This window comes from Agrobacterium sp. ES01, assembly GCF_050320885.1.
GTDB lineage: Bacteria > Pseudomonadota > Alphaproteobacteria > Rhizobiales > Rhizobiaceae > Allorhizobium.
In genome coordinates, this window is sequence record NZ_JBNQTH010000002.1 from 139,941 (window position 1) to 157,491 (window position 17,551).

Below are 17,551 nucleotides of genomic sequence, written 5' to 3' on the forward strand. Positions count from 1 at the left end.
CAGGTGCTTACGACGGGAGGCCGGGCTCGTTTGTGACCGGCCCGAAGACTGTCTCGAACGCCTCTTTCAGCCGTATGTCGACATCCGTCATCATGACCGGCAGGCCGAGGTCAACGAGGCTGGTCACGCCATAGGCGCTGATTCCGCAGGGAACGATGCCGGTGAAATGCGTTAGATCCGGATCCACATTGAGCGACAGCCCATGAAAGCTCACCCATTTGCGCAAGCGGATGCCGAGCGCTGCAATCTTGTCTTCTGACATGCTGCCATCTGGCAATGCGGGTTTTTCCGGGCGGCGCACCCAGACGCCGACGCGGTCCTCGCGGCGTTCGCCCTTCACATTCATCGAATCGAGTGTGCGGATGATCACTTCTTCCAGCGCCGCCACGAAGGCGCGCACGTCCTGACGCCGCCGTTTGAGGTCGAGCATGACATAGGCCACACGCTGGCCGGGACCGTGATAGGTATATTCACCGCCGCGTCCCGTAGCGAAAACAGGGAATCGGTCCGGTGTCAGGAGATCTGCCGCATTGGCGCTGGTGCCGGCCGTATAGAGCGGCGGATGTTCCAGCAGCCACACCAGTTCGTCCGCCTCGCCATTGGCGATGGCGGCCACTTCCGCCTCCATCTGCGCCGCCGCCTCCTCATAGGGCACGAGCCCTTCGGATATTCTCCAGCGGATCGGCGGAGAACCGGCATTGGCATACATTTCAACAGCTAGATCAGTGCGCAGCATAGGGGAACCTCTGCGCCTAAGTGGCAAGAATATCAACGAAGTTCAAGACCTGCAGACCTTCCGTCTTCAGGGCATCCGGAAGGCTTTGAACGATTTATCAAAAATCTGTCACACCGGCCTTGTGCGGTTCAAAACCTTTTGCTACATGCTGCCCCGCCGGAGCAATTCGGCGCTACCACGATGCGGTCGTGGCGGAATTGGTAGACGCGCAGCGTTGAGGTCGCTGTGGGGCAACCCGTGGAAGTTCGAGTCTTCTCGACCGCACCAAAAACCCGGCTTTCGAGCCGGGTTTTTTGCATTTTAGACCTCAGGCAAGTCTAGTCGTTGTCCTGTGGAATATGGGTGTCGATACCGCGCGTGTTGATGAGGTTCCGCACCTCCTCCACGCCTTTGGCACCCAGGGCTACAAGCTCAATCTTGCGGCGCTCTTCAGCCGTGTCCACGGCGCCGCGAAGCGTAACCACATGCCGGTCGACATGGATGTCGACGCCCATCAGATCGATTTCACGGATCTCCTCAAGCGCCGCATTGACCTCAGATTCGACCTGGTCGCTGTTTTCGCGACGATCGGTCTCCGGCAGGACGCTGTTTTTCAGCTTCGGCTGGAAACCGTCTGCCTCGACTTCGGTCACACGATAGCCCTCGTTGCGCTCGCGGTCGAAATCCGCTTCTGCCTTGCCGTAGGGACCATTGCCAACCTCCGGCGCCACAGCACCCGCCTCGTCGCTGTAAGGCCAGCCTTCCTTGAGATCGCGCGCCTCGAAGTCGCGGTAATCTTCTTCGCGGGTGAATTCGGTTTTCTTGTCGATCATAATCGTGACCTCGGCGTTGATTGCAGTCAAAAGACAACGCGCAAGCCACCGCAAGGTTCACCAATCGAGCGAGATTATCGATTTTTCTTCCATTGCTTCACCAGCCGCTCTCGCTTTAACCGGGAAAGTCGCTGCAGCCAGAAGATGCCGTTGAGCTGGTCGATCTCGTGTTGCATGCAGATCGCCGCAAAGCCGTCCATGGCGCGTTCGTGAACCTGGCCGTCCAGATCCTGGTATCGAAGGCGAATGCTGGCCGGCCTTGTCACCGTCTCGGTCGCTCCGGGCATGGAGACGCTGCCTTCCGTATGGCTCGTTGTCTCGACCGAATGGCTGAGCACCTCCGGATTGATATAATCGTGCCGCCCACCGATCTCCGGGAGCTCCAGAACGACCACACGCAGAGGAATTCCGATATGGGCAGCGGTGATCCCGACACCCGGTGCCGCCCGCATCGTATCGTATAGATCGTCAGCAAGAGCCTTCAGCGATGCGTCGAATTGGGTGACAGGCGCACAGGGCACTGTCAGCCTGTTGTCGGGAAAGTAGACGAGGTCGCGTTTCATTTGCGTTTCCGTGATGGCGGTGGGAACTGCCAGGCACCGCCGGTTGTTATGCTGATGTCCGGTGGGTGGACCTTCCGGCGCGAATGGGCTAGCACGAGCCACATTCGCAAATGCGCATAGTCTCCATGACATTGCTATGCAGTTGTTGACAATACGTTTTCAGTCGCCATTGTCTGACCGGCGAAACAGACATGCGGCTGAGGCCGGGGAAGGGGCGGATCGATGAGCGATGTTGACGAAGACCTCCGCGCCACCGCTGCAGAAGAGAGCGGCCACGACATCTATGATGAAGATGGCTCTGTGCGATCCGACTTTCTCACGATGGTCGGCGCAGCCATCGCCGACCGCGACACACTCTTTCTGCGCAATAACGTCGCCAGACTGCACGAGTCCGAGCTCGGTGACCTGATCGAATCTCTCCAGCAGGATCAGCGCTATGCGCTGGTCCACCTTCTGGGCGATGATTTCGACCTGACCGCTCTGACCGAGGTCGACGAAGCGATCCGCATGCAGATCGTCGACCAGATGCCGAACTCGCAGATCGCAGCGGCCATCGGCGATCTCGATTCGGATGACGCGGTCTACATTCTGGAAGACCTGGAGCAGGAAGACCGGGATGAAATTCTGGCGCAACTGCCCTTTACCGAGCGGGTGCGGCTAAGCCGGGCGCTGGATTATCCGGAAAGTTCCGCCGGTCGACGCATGCAGACGGAATTCGTCGCAGTGCCACCGTTCTGGACCATCGGCCAGACCATCGACTATCTGCGCGACGACGAGGACCTGCCGGACAGTTTCTCGCAGATCTTTGTCATCGACCCGACCTTCAAGCTCCTCGGAGCCGTCGATCTCGACAACATCTTGCGCGGCAAGCGCATGGTCAAGGTCGAGGCGATCATGCGCGAGACCAACCACCCGATCCCGGCCGAGATGGACCAGGAAGAGGCAGCGCAGATCTTCGAACAATACGACCTTCTCTCCGCGGCCGTCGTCGATGAGAATGGTCGTCTGGTCGGTGTGCTGACCATCGATGACGTGGTCGATGTGATTCACGAAGAAGCCGACGAGGATATCCGTCGTCTGGCCGGTGTGGGTGACGAGGAACTGTCGGACAATATCGCCGATATTTCCCGCTCGCGTGCGCCATGGCTCGCAGTCAACCTGCTGACGGCATTCCTCGCCGCCTCGGTCATCTCGCTGTTCGAGGCCACCATTCAACAGATCGTCGCGCTCGCTGTCCTCATGCCCATTGTCGCCGGCATGGGCGGCAATGCCGGCTCGCAGACCATGACCGTGACGGTGCGGGCGCTTGCCACCCGTAATCTCAGCATCCACAATGCCTGGCGCGTCGTGCGACGTGAGGCGGGCGTGGGGCTGCTGCACGGCATGGTGTTTGGTCTATTGATCGGTCTGATCGCCGGATTCTGGTTTCAGGACGTCAATATCGGCGGCATCATCGCCGCAGCCATGCTGATCAACATGATCGCCGCAGCCCTGGCCGGCATCCTGATCCCGCTGCTGCTCGACAGGCTCGAAATCGATCCTGCCGTCGCATCGGCCGTATTCGTGACCACCGTCACCGATATCACCGGCTTTTTCTCCTTCCTCGGATTGGCGACCTGGTGGTTCTCGATTAGTTGACGTGCACGTCAGAAAAAATTGACTTTTACGTAAATGACTTTACAGTGATCCGACGTGAAATAACTCGGATTTATCGTGAAAAAACACTACAGCATCACCGAACTGACACGCGAATTCGGCGTCTCGACTCGCACGCTTCGTTTCTACGAGGATGAAGGTCTTCTCCATCCGGAGCGCCGTGGGCGAACGCGTCTGTATCGCGCTGCCGATCGCCGGCTGCTGCAGGAGATCCTTCGCGGTCGCCGGATCGGCTTTACTGTCGCCGAAATTCGCGAAATTGTCCATGTCTACAAGGAACCGCCGGGCGAGATCGGCCAGCTCAAATTGATGATGTCGCGCATCGATCAGAAGCGTGAGGATCTGCGCCAGAAGCGTCGCGATATCGAAGAGACCCTCGCCGAGCTGGATACGGCCGAGGAAGCCTGTCTCACCCGCCTGGTCGAGATCGGCGTCGGCACGTGACCTGTTCGTCGCGGCACGCACGGTGATTTCGACCGCCGATGGCTTCATTCTGGACGTCAGGGGCACACTTCATTTCTTCGACACGCGCTCTGCCAATCTGCCTGCCAATCTGCCTGTCGAGATGACGGCCCTTCAGGCGTGGAACCTCATCATCGCCGAGCCTTTGCCCTTGATGAAAACGGCGTTTCGCATCCGCGACGCCGTCGCATCGCGGTTTGGCGTCAAGAGGATCGGCGGCTTTTCCGGTGTGCCAAGGGAAACAGTCAGCATTGGCGACAGGCTGGATTTCTTTCTGGTCGAACATGTCGAGCCGAATGCGCTCGTGCTGACGGAGCGCGATCGCCACCTCGACGTCATGACCAGCATCCAGATCCTAGACAGGCGACTGACGATCACCTCGTCCGTGATCACGCACAATGCCTTCGGACGACTTTATATGCTGCCTGTCGGTCCGGCCCACAAACTGATCGTCTCTACTATGTTGAAGCGTCTGCAGCGAAAGCTGGTTCGGCCCCTTGCGGTCTGATGCTCTTTTCCGTCCAACAGACGCGCCTGTCTCAGATCCAGCGCCGCGTCTGTTGGCAGTAATGTTCGAAATCAGCGCCGAAGCGGCTCAGCAGATGCATCTCTTCGCAGCGGATCGCCATCGACGTGGTGAAAAACGCAGCCGTGAGAGCAGCCACCAGAAACCACGGGCTGGCGGTCACCAGACCGATGCCGATTGTCAACATCGTGTAGCCGAGATAGCTCGGATTGCGTGACAGCCGATAGGGTCCGTCCGTGACCAGCCTGTTGGCCCGCTTGTACGGCATCACCGATGTATGATGGCGCCACAGGGTCCGCACGGACCAGAGCTCGAGCGCAAGCGCCAGAACGATCATGAGCCCACCGGACAAAAGAAAGATGTCGCGGCTGCTTGGTGCAATCGACAGGTTGAAAAGACGTTCAAGCAGAAACGCCAAGGCAATCGCTGCCGCATAGAACAAGGGCGGCCAGTGAAAACGGGAAGGCTTCAGACGATGCGCATTCATGGGCTCAGTTCCCCGGGAAGCTGGATGCGGTGCACTCTTTCGCAATACGTGTGATATCCGCATTCTGACCCGCCTGGATTGCGCCAGACTGGAGTGGCGCGAAAAGCTTCTCATTTTGCAACCTGTCGAGCGTGCAGGCGCAGAACTGGGTACATAGCGTCGCGTCATTGCCTTGTTGAACACAGCTGGCATGGCAGCTTGCCAGATAGTCCTGCTGTGGATCGCGCGCGGCGGGCGGCACGGCCATGCTCATCGCATAGACCAATGCAATCAGCACCGGTTGATGCAGCAGATAGAACGCCAGACTGTGGCGACCGATGAAGCGCAAAATCCGGGGACCCGCGGGCACACTGGCAAGGCGGTGTTGCAGACCGAGCGCCAGCATCAACCGGCCACAGGCGATGCCGACCAGAACCACGCCGGCCCAGGGCAGCATTGGCACATAATCATTGGAGCGTGTCAGCACGGTCGATAGACCGACCCACTTCAGATAGGGCAGGTCGAAGACAGGCGAGCGCACATAGAATGGCAAAAGGATTGCCGCCGCACCGACGACCAGCGTGACGATCCACGGCAGGCGCAGGAAGGCCAGCCCGACAAGACTTGCGGCCGCGATGCAATGCAGGATGCCGAAGAAGATGAAGGCGTCCGGCGTGAAGAACCATGTGGCAATGGTAATGGCGACCGCCGCGACAACGACCATTGCCAAACGCCGCCAGAACGAGCGCCAGCGAATGCTCGGGTAATGGGCCAGCACAAGGCTGACGCCGACCAGAAGCAGAAAGCTGCTGGCAATGCCGCGCGCATAGATCCGCATCAGCCCGTGGGAGGCAGCGCCCGGATCCAGATAGCCGAAGAACTCCAGATCCCAGCCGAAATGGTAGGACGCCATGGCAATGAGCGCGATACCGCGCAGGGTGTCGAGCACGCCAATTCTGGGCAGGGACGCAGCGACTGTGGGGGCAGAGTGTGGGGCGGCCAAGGTCAATTCCCGTTGAATGCGGTTGTGGCGTGTCGACGATGTCGGTTCAGTCCGCGCAATGGGAGGGCGAATTCGGCCTTTTCATGGCAGCGTTGTCGATAGAGCCGTTCGACGTGCTTCGGAGAAGAATTGTCTGCGCACAAGCACGATAAAGACGAATATTGACGTTCCCATGAACACGTATGGCCCGGCAAACCAGCCGAGATAGCCGATGGACAGGAAGATCGCTCTCAGGCCGGCATTGAAATGCTTGGCGGCGATGACATTCATCTCGATCACCCGGTCGATGGCAATTCTGGCCTGATCGATATCGACCCGGGTCTGTGCCATCATCGGCACCGCACCAAACAGGATCGTGCAATAGTTGAACAGGCGGTAGGACCAGCCGAACTTGAAAAAGGAATAGCCGAACATCGCCGTCAGGCCGCACACCTTGAGCTCGAATGCGGTCCGGCTGCTATGGCTGATAAAGGGAATGTCGCGAAAGACCGTATCCACCTGATCGGTCGCTCCAAGCAGCGCAAAGCAGCCACCGATGGCGAAGATCGAGGTCGATGCAAAAAAGCCGGTGCCATTCTGCAGGCCGGACAAAATTTGCGTATCGATCATCTTCAGATCGCGGGTCAGGGAATTCTCGAGCCATTCGCGCCGACGCTCCGCCATCGCCTGTGTCAGGCTCTTGCGCGGCAGCACCTGCGCAATGCCCGTGACCCAGGAGAACAGCATCCACAGCAGGGCAAACAATAAGAGAGCAATAATGTCTGTAATGGTCACCGATTCGCCCGCATGAATTGAAACTGGCAAAACTCTAGGCCACGGGCGATTGCGCAGACAAGGTAAATTTCCGTCAACCTCTCGGGCCAAATTGGGGCGGCGACAAAATGTGGTTTTCGCTCAAATTTTCGATAAATCTTTGATATCCCGACGTTCCATGCAATAGTCACATGGCTGTCATGTTGGAAAAGCCACGCATAAGCCATATTTTGCGATTGCGAAGAGCAGCGAATTTTAATAGATGAGCATCAGGAAAGCGGTCGGGGGACAGCTTTTACAACAAGCGAATTAATTCGGAGTCATTATGGAAGAAAGCATCCAGAAGTCCTGCTGGAGCATCACGTTTCGCGCGCTGCTCGGCTTTGCAGGCATCTTGGCGTTGGCTTATCTGTTTGGTCGTATCTGAAATCATCGATCCCGGTATTGCAAAAACGGCGTGGTCCTTCCCAGACCGCGCCGTTTTTGTATGCAAAGCTTGGTAAATCTGTTGATAGATGGGGAGAAAATCACCATCTCAGGCTGACGAACGCCGTGACTTTTCACCGCGTGTCGCTGCCTTGAAAGGCAATGTCGGTTGGCCGCTACGCTTTTGTCGCGCACTCCTCTAGCGTTCCACCATAAACAGCAGGCAAGGGGCCGCATTTCATGTTTCTGTCCGTATTCGATGTGTTCAAGATCGGGGTTGGCCCGTCGAGCTCCCACACCATGGGGCCGATGTCGGCAGCCAACCGGTTTCTCGATCTGATCCTTTCGGACGACTGGCCAAGACCGGCTGGTGCTCAAGTAGCAGGGTTGAAGGTCAGCCTGCACGGTTCGCTCGCCTATACCGGCATCGGTCACGGAACGGGCAGGGCGGTCATCATTGGTCTCATGGGCGAAGCCCCCGACACCATCGATCCCGACCGGATGGATGACATGATCGCCGAGGTCGAGCGCAAGGCCCAGGTGACGCCACCGGGTCATCCAGCCTATGCCTTCCAACCGGACACGGATCTGGTCTTCGACAAGAAAAACCCGCTGCCGGGCCATGCCAATGGCATGCGTTTTTCAGCCCTCGATCGCGATGGCCGCGTGATTCTCAGCACGGTCTACTATTCGATAGGCGGCGGCTTCGTCGTCACCGACACCGAGCTTGAAGCGACCAAGGCCGCCAGGAAGACGGCGGTTTCGACCAAGGTTCCCTATCCCTTCGCCAATGCCCGGCAAATGCTCGACATGGCCCGCGCGTCCGGCCTCACCATCGCCCAGATGAAGCGCGCCAATGAAGAGACGGTCATGAGCCGAGACGAGCTCAATGCCGGCATCGACCGCATATGGGACGCCATGACCGGCTGTATCGACAGGGGCCTGCGTCAGGACGGCATCTTGCCGGGCGGTCTGAAAGTCCGCCGCCGCGCCCGCTCCATCCACGAAAAGCTGGAACAGGAATGGCGCTCCAATCGCCTCAACCCGGTTCTCGCCAATGACTGGCTGTCGGTCTACGCCATGGCGGTAAACGAAGAGAACGCCGCTGGCGGTCGCGTCGTCACGGCCCCCACCAACGGCGCCGCCGGCGTCGTGCCGGCCACGGTCCGCTATTATCTGCATTTCCATCCCGACGCCGATCAGGAGGGTATCCGCGATTATATCCTGACGGCTGCAGCCGTGGGTGGCCTCATCAAGACCAATGCGTCGATATCGGGTGCGGAAGTCGGCTGTCAGGGCGAAGTGGGCTCGGCCTCGGCCATGGCCGCTGCCGGCCTTGCCGCCGTCATGGGCGGATCGCCGGAGCAGATCGAAAACGCCGCCGAGATTGCGCTTGAACACCATCTCGGCATGACCTGCGATCCCGTGGGTGGCCTCGTTCAGGTCCCCTGCATCGAGCGCAATGCGCTGGGGGCCGTCAAGGCCGTCACCGCCGCCTCTTTGGCCTTGAAGGGGGATGGCGAGCATTTCGTCAGCCTCGACGCCTGCGTGGAAACCATGCGCCAGACCGGCAATGACATGAGCGAGAAATACAAGGAAACCTCGCTCGGCGGCCTGGCTGTCAATGCGGTCGAGTGTTGACGGCCGACGTCTTTTGCCTGCCTGACGCTTGACCTTGCCGCCTGAGAGAGTATCTGCATCTCCCATGACACTGCATATGATCAAGCTTTGCGTTGGCGCCGATTCCATCGATGACCTCAGGCAATGGGTGGCCCAGCGCGCGCTGTCTGCTGTCTCTGCCGGCCTCGAACCCCAGAGCAGCCATGTCACCCGTATGGTACCCAAACGGGTGGAGGAGTTGCTGGATGGCGGCTCGCTGTACTGGATCATCAAGGGCCAGGTCGCGGCACGCCAGAAGTTCCTCGACATCAAGTCCTTTACCGACGAGCAGGGTATCAACCGTTGCGAACTGGTGCTGGGCCCGGAAGTGATCGAAACCGCACCGGCACCCCGCCGCCCGTTCCAGGGCTGGCGCTATCTGGAACCGGACGCCGCCCCCCGCGATCTCAGCCAATCCGGCGACGATCTGGCCGAAATGCCCGAAGACCTGAAACGCGAGCTCGCCGAACTCGGTCTTCTCTAGGCTGCGGCCCGCCCGGCCTTTCAGCGGCCGCTCGGGACGCAATGATGACGGTGGCGGCCAGGTCGTGGCGGCCTTGATGTCGAGTTCTATGTCCTGCGCATCGAAGAGGAGCGGCTGGCTCATGCCGGCGGCGGATGGGACACTGTCGGCCGAGGCGAGCGGCTGGATCGCGGTCTGCTGGAGCATGCCCAGGAGAGTTGTCTGCTGACGACACCGACCGTCAACGGTTATAAGCGCTATCAGCCAAACCAGATGGCCCCCGACCGCATCCTGTGGGGCAAGGATAACAAGGGCGCGATGATCCGCTCATGCTCGACGATCAACGCCGCTCTCGGATGCCGGCACCAAGCCCGACAGACGTCCTCGAAGTCTGAACGTTGCCGCAGAACCGAATGATCAAGCTGTCGTCGGACAGGGGGAGCTTCATTCATCGGTTGCCCGCAGTCGCATCAGAGCCTCCACCATATGGTTGATTGCAGGGCCACTGCCGCATGCGCAGACTTCAATGCCTGATCAAGATGGATCTGCCTCGAGAGGAACGACCGCAATGCCTTCCTTGCGCCTTTCACCTTCAATTTCGTTTCCGCATGGCGCACGACCGGCCTATCTTTTGGCGGCAAGTCTTGTCGTGTTCGGGTGGCTGGCAATTGCCGATATGCTCGGTACGGCCATTTCCGCGTCCGAAACGGGTTTGCTCGGCCCTGGCATGGCGCTCGCCGCTGGCCTTGTCCTGATGCTGAAAGGGATCCCCATCGAACTCTGGCAGTCATTCTGTATCGCGGAGGTAAAGCCGGTTTTCTCATGGGGTCTCTGGAGCCAATTCTGTGGAATGGGTGCAACGATGACGCTGGCGATGATGTTGCCCTGCGCCACGCCTGCTTGGCGGATGCTCAAGGCCGGCTGTTCCGCCGCCCCGGCCTTCTGCTTCCTCTTCGGTTACGGATTTATATGGACCCTGTTTTCCCTCGTGCTCGCGACCATCGACATGACCTTGTCCATTGAGGTCGGTCCCCACCTGGTCTCCACTGCGGGGCTCACGGGTGTTGTGGCTGCAGGCGCGGTTGTCGCTGCCGGGGCTTTTCAATGGACACCGTTCAAACACAAGGCCCGGCGAAGCATCGCAACCGCGAATATTGTTGCAACTGATTTTACCTCGAGCACATGCGCGTCATTCGCTGCAGGCATTGGCTATTCTGTCTGTTGTGCAAGGTCCAACGGGCCGCTGATGATGACCATGATCGTTCTGGGAACGATGAACATCGTCGCCATGACGCTCATCTTCTTGGTCATGATCATGGAAAAGGGCGTGGCGAAAAACCGGTTCTCGCACGGCGTCGGCATGGCGCTGGTTCTTGCCGGATCGGCATGGATGTATTCCGCAGCAACGGCATAGCGCATTCTTGGCACCGGACATGCTGTCGGCAGGCGTCTTTGTCTGGCGTGCCGCTGTCGACAAGGTCACAAGCATTGCGCCTGGGCTCGAAGCTGCAATTCACATTGCTTGACGTCAGCCGCGCATTCTTGATCCGTCAGGCCGTGCGACGGGATGAGGAACCGGTTCGACCGGCACGTCTCTCATGAAAAGAGCAGGCCTCGACCGATCTCCGGCGAGCGGGTGGCGAGCCGCCGTCAGCTGGGTTTTCCCTGCTCATCTGTTTTAGCTGGCCTTGATTTGGCGGCGCTTCATCAGCGCCGAGATCTGGTAGCCCAGTGCCATCACAACGGCGGCGGCAAGGATGGTCAGAGTGCCCACCGCCGGTACCTGCGGCGTATAGCCGGACTGCAGCTTGGCGCTGACCCACTCGGGAATGGTCGAATCGGCACCGGATGAGAGCATCGACAGCGGAAAATTCGCCCAGGACAACAGGAACGCGAAGGTGAAGCCGGAAAAGATGCCTGGAGCCAGCAGGGGCAGGGTGATTTCCCGCATCACCTGCCAGCGGCTGGCTCCCAGGTCGTAGGCGGCCTCTTCCACCGCCGGATCGAAGGAATAGACCTGGATGGCGATCACCAGCGTGGCGATCGGGGCAATCCAGACCATATGGGCAAACACGGTCGCCTGCCAGGTGGGCGTGATGCCGAGCGCGGTGAACCACAGCAGCAAGGCCAGACCCAGCACAGCCTGCGGAAAAAGGATAGGCAGCAGAATGATCTTCTGGAACAGCCGTCGGCCCTTCCAGTCGTAGCGGGCAAAGGCCAGCGCTCCGAAGAAGGCCAGCACCGTGGACAGGCAGGCAACGGCCACGGCGACGACCGTCGAGGTCCAGAAGAAATCGCGGATCGACAGGGACTGGAACACCTCGATATACCATTTTTCGGAATATTTCGGCACCGGAAAGCTGAAATATTTGGACCGCGAGAACGAGGCGAGCGCCATCGTGATCATCGGCAAATACATGAACAGGATGAGGGCGGCCATGGCGCTGCCATAGGCGATCCTGGCGCGGCGGCTGAAATCGTTCATGAGCGTGATCCTCTCATCCCTTGCGGCCGAAAATGGCGTCGAGATCGACGCGTTTGAACATGGCGAGCGCCAGAGAGCCTGCCAGCACGATCATCAGCATCGACAGGGCCGAGCCTTTCGGCCAGTTCTGCGCGAAGGTGAATTCCTTCTGGATGTCCTGGGCGATCATCACCACAGCCGTTCCGCCGAGCACCTTGGCCTCGGTGATGGCACCGGCGGCGAGGATGAAGGTGATCAGCGCCCCGATCATGATGCCGGGCATGGCGAGCGGAATATCGACTTCCCGCATCACCTGAAAGCGGCTGGCGCCCAGATCGAAGGCCGCTTCGCGCATCGTCGCCGGCACCATGGAGACGCCGAGGATCATCGGAAAGAGCATCATCGGCAGATTGATGTAGACCAGCCCGAACAGCGTGGCACTGAAGGTGTAGAGCATGGAATCGACGGGGATGCCGAGATAGGTCTGCAGGGTGCCGGAGACGACGCCTCCCTTGACCAGGAACAGCATCCATCCCATCAGCCGCAGATTGTCGGCGACGAACAGCGGAGCGGCCAGGATCAGCGCCAGAATGCCGGCCTTGCTTGTAAAGACCCGCGCCATGGCAATCGCCAGAGGATAGCAGATGACCAGCAGGATGGCGACGGTGGAGGCGGCCAGCTGCAGGGAGGCCAGGAAGGACAGGTAATAGCTGTCGGCAAAGATGGTGCGAAAATTCTCAAGCGTCGGCATCTGCAGCACGGAGAAGGTCTGCGGCGGCATGAAGGCAAACACGAAGACCAGCGTCAGCGGGCCGAGAAAGCCCACCAGCAGCAGAATCCCGACGGGCAGGGCCGCCAGAAATCCGGGTTTCATCAGGCCGCGGCCAAGCCGCACAGGCCAGGCCTCGGCGCGCGAGACCCGACGCGGCAGAGCGGCATTGTGGCTGAGCGTTTCGCTTGCATCCGTCATGGGCGACGTCCTTCGTCTCTGCTGCTCAAATCAGTTGGTAAAGCGGGCGGCCGGGAAGACGGTTGAATCCGCAGCGTCCCAGGCGATTGTCACGCGGCCGCCGCGGGCACTGGCCAGCTGCTGCTCGCGCAGTTTCTCGACCAGAAAGACCTGCGCATCGCCGACGCGGACCTGATACTGCACCCGCGATCCCAGCAGATATTCGTTATAGACCACGCCTTCCAGCTTGTTGGCCGCCGGGGCGGCTGGATCGTCCAGGAAGCGAATGTCCTCGGGGCGGATGACCAGGGAGCCACCGGCGAAAGCATCGGCGATCGGGGGTGCCAGATAGCTGGCGCCGGTCACCTGGTCGATCACCGTGCCGTCCGGGCCGGGACCGACCTCGAGAATGTTGACCTCGCCCATGAATTCCGAGACGAAGCGGGTCGAGGGATTGCCGTAGATCTCGTTGGGCGTGCCGATCTGCACGAAACGGCCCTTGTTCATCACCCCGATGCGGTCCGACATCACCATGGCTTCCTCAAGCGAATGGGTGATGTAGACGAAGGTCTTGCCGGTCTCGCGGTGAATGTCCTTCAGTTCCTTCTCCAGGATCTTGCGCAGCTTGTAGTCGAGCGCCGACAGCGGCTCGTCGAAGAACAGGATTTCGGGATCGAAGGCGAGCGCCCGGGCAAGGGCGACGCGCTGCCGTTCCCCGCCGGAGCATTGCCACACGCCCTTGCCGTAATAGCTTTCCGGCAGGCGCAGTTGCGCCATCAGTTCCAGTGCCCGTTCCTTGCGGTTTGCGGCCTTCACACCGCGGATCTTCAGGGGAAATTCGATGTTCTGGCCGACGGTGCGATGGGGAAACAGCGCCAGCGACTGGAACACCATGCAGGTCGGACGCTTGTTGGCCGGCACGTCGTTGATGCGTTCGCCGCGCAAGAGGATATCGCCATTGGTCGGCTTGTCCATGCCGACCAGCATGCGCACCATGGTCGTCTTGCCGCTGCCCGATGGGCCGACGATGGTGAAGAACTCGCCCTCGCGTATATCCAGGCTGATCCGGTCGACGGCTGGGAATTCGGCGAAGAACTTGTCGACGGCGCGCAGTTGGAGAATGGGCACGGGCGTTGCCGATGCGATGTCGATATTGCCGGTGGCTGCTGTCATCTTGCGGTCCCATCTGTCTCTTGAACACGTTGAGAACTGTCGGGAGGCCGGGAGCGCCGGTCTCCCTGGCCCTTCAGGCCTTTTCGCGCACCGCGGCCGAGAAGATCTCGTGCAGCTTGGCGTAGCTGGGGATGATGTCGAAGTCGGCACATTTGGCCATGTCTTCGGCCAGTGTGTCATACTGGAAGGCGTCCAGTTCTTCGCTGTTGAACAGCGCCAGCACTTTGGGGTCGCCCATCTGTCCAACCGGATTGTAAGTCCCTTCGGCAAACGAGACGTTCTTGGCCGTCTCCGGACGGAAGCAGTATTCGAGGAAATCCTCAGCGCGCGGCGATAGCTGAGGGTTGTTGACGAGCGAGGTCAGTTCCATCCAGCAGACGCCGGCCTTTCCGCCCATTTCCTCTGGCCCCTTGTTGGGCACGACGCAACGCAGGTTCGGGTTGCCGTCGTAGCGGGCTGCCGAAACGGAATAAACGCTGCCGGGGAAGGAGCCTTCGATCGAGCCGTTGATCATTCCGAGCGCAATGGCGTTCATGTCGTCGGACAGGAAGGCGGCATTGTTGATCAGCTTGCGCATGACCTCCTCGTATTTGCCGATTTCCGCCTCGGTCAATTCGCGAAACGGGTTGAAGCCGGCGGCAATCACCACATGCATGATGACCCAGTCGTCATACATCAACACGGCATATTTGCCCTTGTAGTCGTCCGACAGCATCAGGTCGTAGCCTTCGTCGGCAAGGGTCTGCGCCGACACCTTGTCGGTGTTGATCAGCATGCCCGACGGACCATAGCGCTGGATCATGCCCAGCAATGCATCGCCGTCGTCGGACATGGCCCAATGATAGGGCCACTTGAATTCCGGGATCATCATGTCCCACAGCGGCTCGAACTTCGCCTTGTCCAGGGGCTTGATCAGGTTTTCCGGGTAGAGTTGCCGGCGGCCCCAGGCATTGTTGAGGTTGATGATGTCCCAGACCTTGGTATCGCCGGCGCGCAACTGGTTGACGGCTTCCGGGTCGGAGATCAGCCCCTGGGCTTTGACGTTACAGTCGAATTCCTTGCGGAACGGGTCGAGCACCTTGTCTGAATTGTAGCCCTCCCAGCAATAGATATTCATTTCCTTTTCGCGCGCCGCCCAGGCCGCGCCCGGCATCATGGAGGCGGCGGCGATGCCTGCCGAGATCGAGACAGTGTCGCGCAGAAAGGCGCGCCGGGACTGGCTGAAGGATTGCAAGAGGTTTCTATGCTTCATGTATGGACCCTCTGGTTGGATGACGACGATTATTGCGAGATCGGTATCGCGCGACAGGCGGCGGGCAGGGCCCGCCATGCATTCAACTGTGGCAGCAGCTCGCGCCCTGCGTATTGGATTTGCTGGCCTTGTTGGTTTCCGGCGGCAGGTTGATGAGCGGATTGCCGTTGAAGAAGCCGACCGGCATCAGCTTGAAGCCGCACAGCACGCAGGGCTGGACCGGATGGTCCTCGACGCGCGGGATGTGGTGCAGGCCGAAGGAGTGCCAGACGACGATATCGGTATTGTCGGTCGACCGGTCCTTGGCAGTCCAGGCCGGCAGGCCGTCATCGCCGCTGGAATGGTTCATGTATTCACCAGCCGGAAAGCGTTCCTCGGGGTCGTAGGGCGTGACCCACAGATGGTTGTAGACGAAGCCCCCGCGTTTGCCCGATGGTCCCTGCGGATTGGTATAGGGCTGGATGGCCGAGGGGGTTTCCAGCTTGTAGGCCGTCGGCTTTCCCACCCAGTTCTTGACGTTCGGATTGGTGATCTTCCAGTAGCGCGACTTTTCGAAATCGACCCGGCGCCTCGCCTTCAGCTCGCTGGTGAGCGGTGTCTGCTCGACATAGAAGGCATTGCCCATGGGATTGTCCGGGCCCATCGGCGGGGCGACGGTGTCGCATTCGACGACGGTGTTGTCGGGGCCGTCGACTTCCATGTCGAGCCGCATGCAGAAGACGTGCTGGTGGATGTGACCGACCACGCCGGGGGCGACTTCGGTTCCGTATTTTTGCTCGGTTCCGGGGACGCAGGCGGCGGTGTTGATGACGCCGGTCGCCTTCATCTCGAATTCGATGGTGCCGTCCTGGAACAAATACCAGTAGCAGCAGTATTCGTAATTGCCGACCGTGGTGATCGAGGAGATGACGAGGCGGCGCATGCGACGGGTCTCGGTACGCTCCGAGCGGAAGTCGAAATGTTTCCAGGCAAGCCCGGCATCTTCCTCATGGATGCAGATGGCACTCGGGATCAGGCGCGGATTGCCCATCATGTCGGGCAGAACGACGTCCATATAGTGGATATGGCCGAGGCAATCGCAGCCGAGCGCCAGCGAATTGACCAGCTTGCCAAAGCCGTATTCGCCGCTGTCGAACACGTTTTTGCGGTAATGCACGCCGTCCGGATTGCCGTAGGGCACGACCATTTCCGCCATGGAGACCCGGTAGAGGATCGGCCGGCGCTGGCCGTCCACGGTATAGCCGACTTGTTGCAGCACCAGACCCTCGCGGCCGTTGAAGCTGATGCGAACATCCCAGTTGTCCCAGGTGAGCTTGTTGCCTTCGATGGTGAAGCTCGGACCCTCGCTCTGCACCACGTCCAGGGGTTTCAGCGGCTTGCGAAAATCGGTGAGCAGCTCGGCATCGTAGTTGATCGGGGTGTCGGGGACTGGAACGAAGGTGCCGGAGGCGGCAGAGTGATCGTCGACCCGCAGCACTTCGAGCTTGTCGACATCGACCACGACATTCAGCCCCTCGACAGGATGGGCATAATAATTGTCGAGTTCGGACATGCGCAGCCAAACAAAGGTATGGGCCAGACGCTTGCTCTCCTCACCCGGCACGGAAAAATTGCCGGCTGACCAGGGGTCTACGCAGACATAGGCCATGTTCTCGATGCCGCGACGGCGGATGGCCTCCTGGAAGCGCGGATCCGCTTTGGCCACATCTTCGATCATCATGAATTCTTCCGGCGAGATCATCGGACGGGCATCGGCCAGAAAGTCGACCTTTGTGACCGTCCCCGTGCCGAGATCCAACCGGCCGCGCCAGACGCCGGTGCTGCCGCGCTTGTGCACGTTGAACCGCGCCTTGCGCTCGATGGGCATGCCGGCAACGAAGGCGCGCACGACCTCCTTGGCAGGCTCCAGCAACTCGATCGTCTCGAACAGCATAGCAGGACCGAAATCGAAGTGGGCGCGCAGGATCGACGCGGCCTTGATCAATTCCTCTGCCGTGAGCGGGTCGAGCGGATGCGCAAAGGCAGGCGAGGCTTGCAGGGGCAGGGAAACATTGGGCCTCTCGTTCATGGCCGATCCTCCATTTCAGGTTTTCACCGTCGACATCCGCAGGCGTCATTCCTGCGCTTCGTCAACTCTTGGAGCTCAATATTTGTGCGTGCCCAAATAATGTCCATCCACCGAACGGTT

18 protein-coding genes and 1 tRNA gene are annotated in these 17,551 nt (G+C 59.9%); 8 read left to right on the forward strand and 11 right to left on the reverse strand.

The window, feature by feature from the left end; all coding sequences use genetic code 11:
* Positions 1 to 7: 7 nt before the first annotated feature.
* Positions 8 to 736 carry a lipoyl(octanoyl) transferase LipB gene (gene lipB / locus ACQQ2Q_RS08535; RefSeq protein WP_428186637.1) on the reverse strand — a complete coding sequence of 243 codons (729 nt, stop codon included), beginning with the start codon at positions 734 to 736 and terminating at the stop codon, positions 8 to 10.
* Positions 737 to 918: 182 nt separating this feature from the next.
* On the opposite strand from lipB, the gene ACQQ2Q_RS08540 reads away from it, so the two are divergent.
* Positions 919 to 1,003 (forward strand) — tRNA-Leu (locus ACQQ2Q_RS08540).
* 50 nt (positions 1,004 to 1,053) lie between these two features.
* Here the strand turns inward: ACQQ2Q_RS08540 and ACQQ2Q_RS08545 are convergent.
* Both ACQQ2Q_RS08545 and ACQQ2Q_RS08550 read right to left on the reverse strand, forming a co-directional pair.
* A complete protein-coding gene (locus ACQQ2Q_RS08545; RefSeq protein ID WP_428186638.1) occupies positions 1,054 to 1,548 on the reverse strand; it encodes a BON domain-containing protein in 495 nt (164 codons plus the stop codon).
* A gap of 74 nt (positions 1,549 to 1,622) precedes the next feature.
* Positions 1,623 to 2,111 carry a peptide deformylase gene (locus tag ACQQ2Q_RS08550; protein WP_428186639.1) on the reverse strand — a complete coding sequence of 163 codons (489 nt, stop codon included), beginning with the start codon at positions 2,109 to 2,111 and terminating at the stop codon, positions 1,623 to 1,625.
* Positions 2,112 to 2,333: 222 nt separating this feature from the next.
* Here ACQQ2Q_RS08550 and mgtE point away from each other — a divergent pair, with 222 nt between their 5' ends.
* The 3 genes from mgtE to ACQQ2Q_RS08565 all read left to right on the forward strand — a co-directional run bounded on the left by mgtE (position 2,334) and on the right by ACQQ2Q_RS08565 (position 4,737).
* On the forward strand, positions 2,334 to 3,749 hold the full coding sequence (gene mgtE, locus ACQQ2Q_RS08555) for a magnesium transporter (RefSeq protein ID WP_428186640.1): 1,416 nt from the start codon (positions 2,334 to 2,336) through the stop codon (positions 3,747 to 3,749).
* A 75-nt stretch (positions 3,750 to 3,824) separates the two neighbouring features.
* Complete coding sequence (locus ACQQ2Q_RS08560; protein ID WP_428186641.1) at positions 3,825 to 4,211, forward strand: MerR family transcriptional regulator; 387 nt, start codon at positions 3,825 to 3,827, stop codon at positions 4,209 to 4,211.
* Positions 4,212 to 4,233: 22 nt separating this feature from the next.
* Positions 4,234 to 4,737, forward strand: a complete 504-nt coding sequence (locus ACQQ2Q_RS08565) for a DUF2867 domain-containing protein (protein ID WP_428186642.1) — start codon at positions 4,234 to 4,236, stop codon at positions 4,735 to 4,737.
* 31 nt (positions 4,738 to 4,768) lie between these two features.
* Here ACQQ2Q_RS08565 and ACQQ2Q_RS08570 read toward each other — a convergent pair whose 3' ends face one another.
* The 3 genes from ACQQ2Q_RS08570 to ACQQ2Q_RS08580 all read right to left on the reverse strand — a co-directional run bounded on the left by ACQQ2Q_RS08570 (position 4,769) and on the right by ACQQ2Q_RS08580 (position 6,998).
* Positions 4,769 to 5,242, reverse strand: coding sequence for a methyltransferase family protein (locus ACQQ2Q_RS08570; RefSeq protein ID WP_428186643.1), 474 nt, complete (start codon positions 5,240 to 5,242; stop codon positions 4,769 to 4,771).
* A gap of 4 nt (positions 5,243 to 5,246) precedes the next feature.
* Positions 5,247 to 6,224, reverse strand: a complete 978-nt coding sequence (locus ACQQ2Q_RS08575) for a DUF1624 domain-containing protein (RefSeq protein WP_428186644.1) — start codon at positions 6,222 to 6,224, stop codon at positions 5,247 to 5,249.
* Between the two features lie 81 nt (positions 6,225 to 6,305).
* On the reverse strand, positions 6,306 to 6,998 hold the full coding sequence (locus ACQQ2Q_RS08580; protein WP_428186645.1) for a DUF599 domain-containing protein: 693 nt from the start codon (positions 6,996 to 6,998) through the stop codon (positions 6,306 to 6,308).
* Between the two features lie 645 nt (positions 6,999 to 7,643).
* Here ACQQ2Q_RS08580 and ACQQ2Q_RS08585 point away from each other — a divergent pair.
* From ACQQ2Q_RS08585 to ACQQ2Q_RS08600, 4 genes are all read left to right on the forward strand, one after another.
* Positions 7,644 to 9,044 carry an L-serine ammonia-lyase gene (locus ACQQ2Q_RS08585; RefSeq protein WP_428186646.1) on the forward strand — a complete coding sequence of 467 codons (1,401 nt, stop codon included), beginning with the start codon at positions 7,644 to 7,646 and terminating at the stop codon, positions 9,042 to 9,044.
* Positions 9,045 to 9,108: 64 nt separating this feature from the next.
* Entirely contained in the window at positions 9,109 to 9,546 is a 438-nt protein-coding gene (locus ACQQ2Q_RS08590) for a DUF1489 family protein (RefSeq protein WP_428186647.1), read from the forward strand.
* 204 nt (positions 9,547 to 9,750) lie between these two features.
* Positions 9,751 to 9,942 carry a hypothetical protein gene (locus tag ACQQ2Q_RS08595; RefSeq protein ID WP_428186790.1) on the forward strand — a complete coding sequence of 64 codons (192 nt, stop codon included), beginning with the start codon at positions 9,751 to 9,753 and terminating at the stop codon, positions 9,940 to 9,942.
* A 151-nt stretch (positions 9,943 to 10,093) separates the two neighbouring features.
* Positions 10,094 to 10,939, forward strand: coding sequence for a DUF2182 domain-containing protein (locus ACQQ2Q_RS08600; RefSeq protein WP_428186648.1), 846 nt, complete (start codon positions 10,094 to 10,096; stop codon positions 10,937 to 10,939).
* A 264-nt stretch (positions 10,940 to 11,203) separates the two neighbouring features.
* On the opposite strand, the gene ACQQ2Q_RS08605 is transcribed toward ACQQ2Q_RS08600, so the two are convergent.
* The 5 genes from ACQQ2Q_RS08605 to ACQQ2Q_RS08625 form a co-directional block, all read right to left on the reverse strand.
* Entirely contained in the window at positions 11,204 to 12,010 is an 807-nt protein-coding gene (locus ACQQ2Q_RS08605) for an ABC transporter permease (protein WP_428186649.1), read from the reverse strand.
* 13 nt (positions 12,011 to 12,023) lie between these two features.
* On the reverse strand, positions 12,024 to 12,959 hold the full coding sequence (locus tag ACQQ2Q_RS08610; protein WP_428186650.1) for an ABC transporter permease: 936 nt from the start codon (positions 12,957 to 12,959) through the stop codon (positions 12,024 to 12,026).
* A gap of 30 nt (positions 12,960 to 12,989) precedes the next feature.
* A complete protein-coding gene (locus ACQQ2Q_RS08615; protein ID WP_428186651.1) occupies positions 12,990 to 14,111 on the reverse strand; it encodes an ABC transporter ATP-binding protein in 1,122 nt (373 codons plus the stop codon).
* Positions 14,112 to 14,184: 73 nt separating this feature from the next.
* Entirely contained in the window at positions 14,185 to 15,363 is a 1,179-nt protein-coding gene (locus tag ACQQ2Q_RS08620) for an ABC transporter substrate-binding protein (protein WP_428186652.1), read from the reverse strand.
* Between the two features lie 82 nt (positions 15,364 to 15,445).
* A complete protein-coding gene (locus ACQQ2Q_RS08625) occupies positions 15,446 to 17,431 on the reverse strand; it encodes a primary-amine oxidase (protein WP_428186653.1) in 1,986 nt (661 codons plus the stop codon).
* Positions 17,432 to 17,551: the final 120 nt, after the last annotated feature.

Coding starts and splice junctions, on each gene's coding strand:
- lipB (WP_428186637.1), bottom strand. CDS start 736: ATGCTGCGCACTGATCTAGCTGTTGAAATGTATGCCAATGCCGGTTCT.
- ACQQ2Q_RS08545 (WP_428186638.1), bottom strand. CDS start 1,548: ATGATCGACAAGAAAACCGAATTCACCCGCGAAGAAGATTACCGCGAC.
- ACQQ2Q_RS08550 (WP_428186639.1), bottom strand. CDS start 2,111: ATGAAACGCGACCTCGTCTACTTTCCCGACAACAGGCTGACAGTGCCC.
- mgtE (WP_428186640.1), top strand. CDS start 2,334: ATGAGCGATGTTGACGAAGACCTCCGCGCCACCGCTGCAGAAGAGAGC.
- ACQQ2Q_RS08570 (WP_428186643.1), bottom strand. CDS start 5,242: ATGAATGCGCATCGTCTGAAGCCTTCCCGTTTTCACTGGCCGCCCTTG.
- ACQQ2Q_RS08585 (WP_428186646.1), top strand. CDS start 7,644: ATGTTTCTGTCCGTATTCGATGTGTTCAAGATCGGGGTTGGCCCGTCG.
- ACQQ2Q_RS08590 (WP_428186647.1), top strand. CDS start 9,109: ATGACACTGCATATGATCAAGCTTTGCGTTGGCGCCGATTCCATCGAT.
- ACQQ2Q_RS08600 (WP_428186648.1), top strand. CDS start 10,094: ATGCCTTCCTTGCGCCTTTCACCTTCAATTTCGTTTCCGCATGGCGCA.
- ACQQ2Q_RS08605 (WP_428186649.1), bottom strand. CDS start 12,010: ATGAACGATTTCAGCCGCCGCGCCAGGATCGCCTATGGCAGCGCCATG.
- ACQQ2Q_RS08610 (WP_428186650.1), bottom strand. CDS start 12,959: ATGACGGATGCAAGCGAAACGCTCAGCCACAATGCCGCTCTGCCGCGT.
- ACQQ2Q_RS08615 (WP_428186651.1), bottom strand. CDS start 14,111: ATGACAGCAGCCACCGGCAATATCGACATCGCATCGGCAACGCCCGTG.
- ACQQ2Q_RS08620 (WP_428186652.1), bottom strand. CDS start 15,363: ATGAAGCATAGAAACCTCTTGCAATCCTTCAGCCAGTCCCGGCGCGCC.
- ACQQ2Q_RS08625 (WP_428186653.1), bottom strand. CDS start 17,431: ATGAACGAGAGGCCCAATGTTTCCCTGCCCCTGCAAGCCTCGCCTGCC.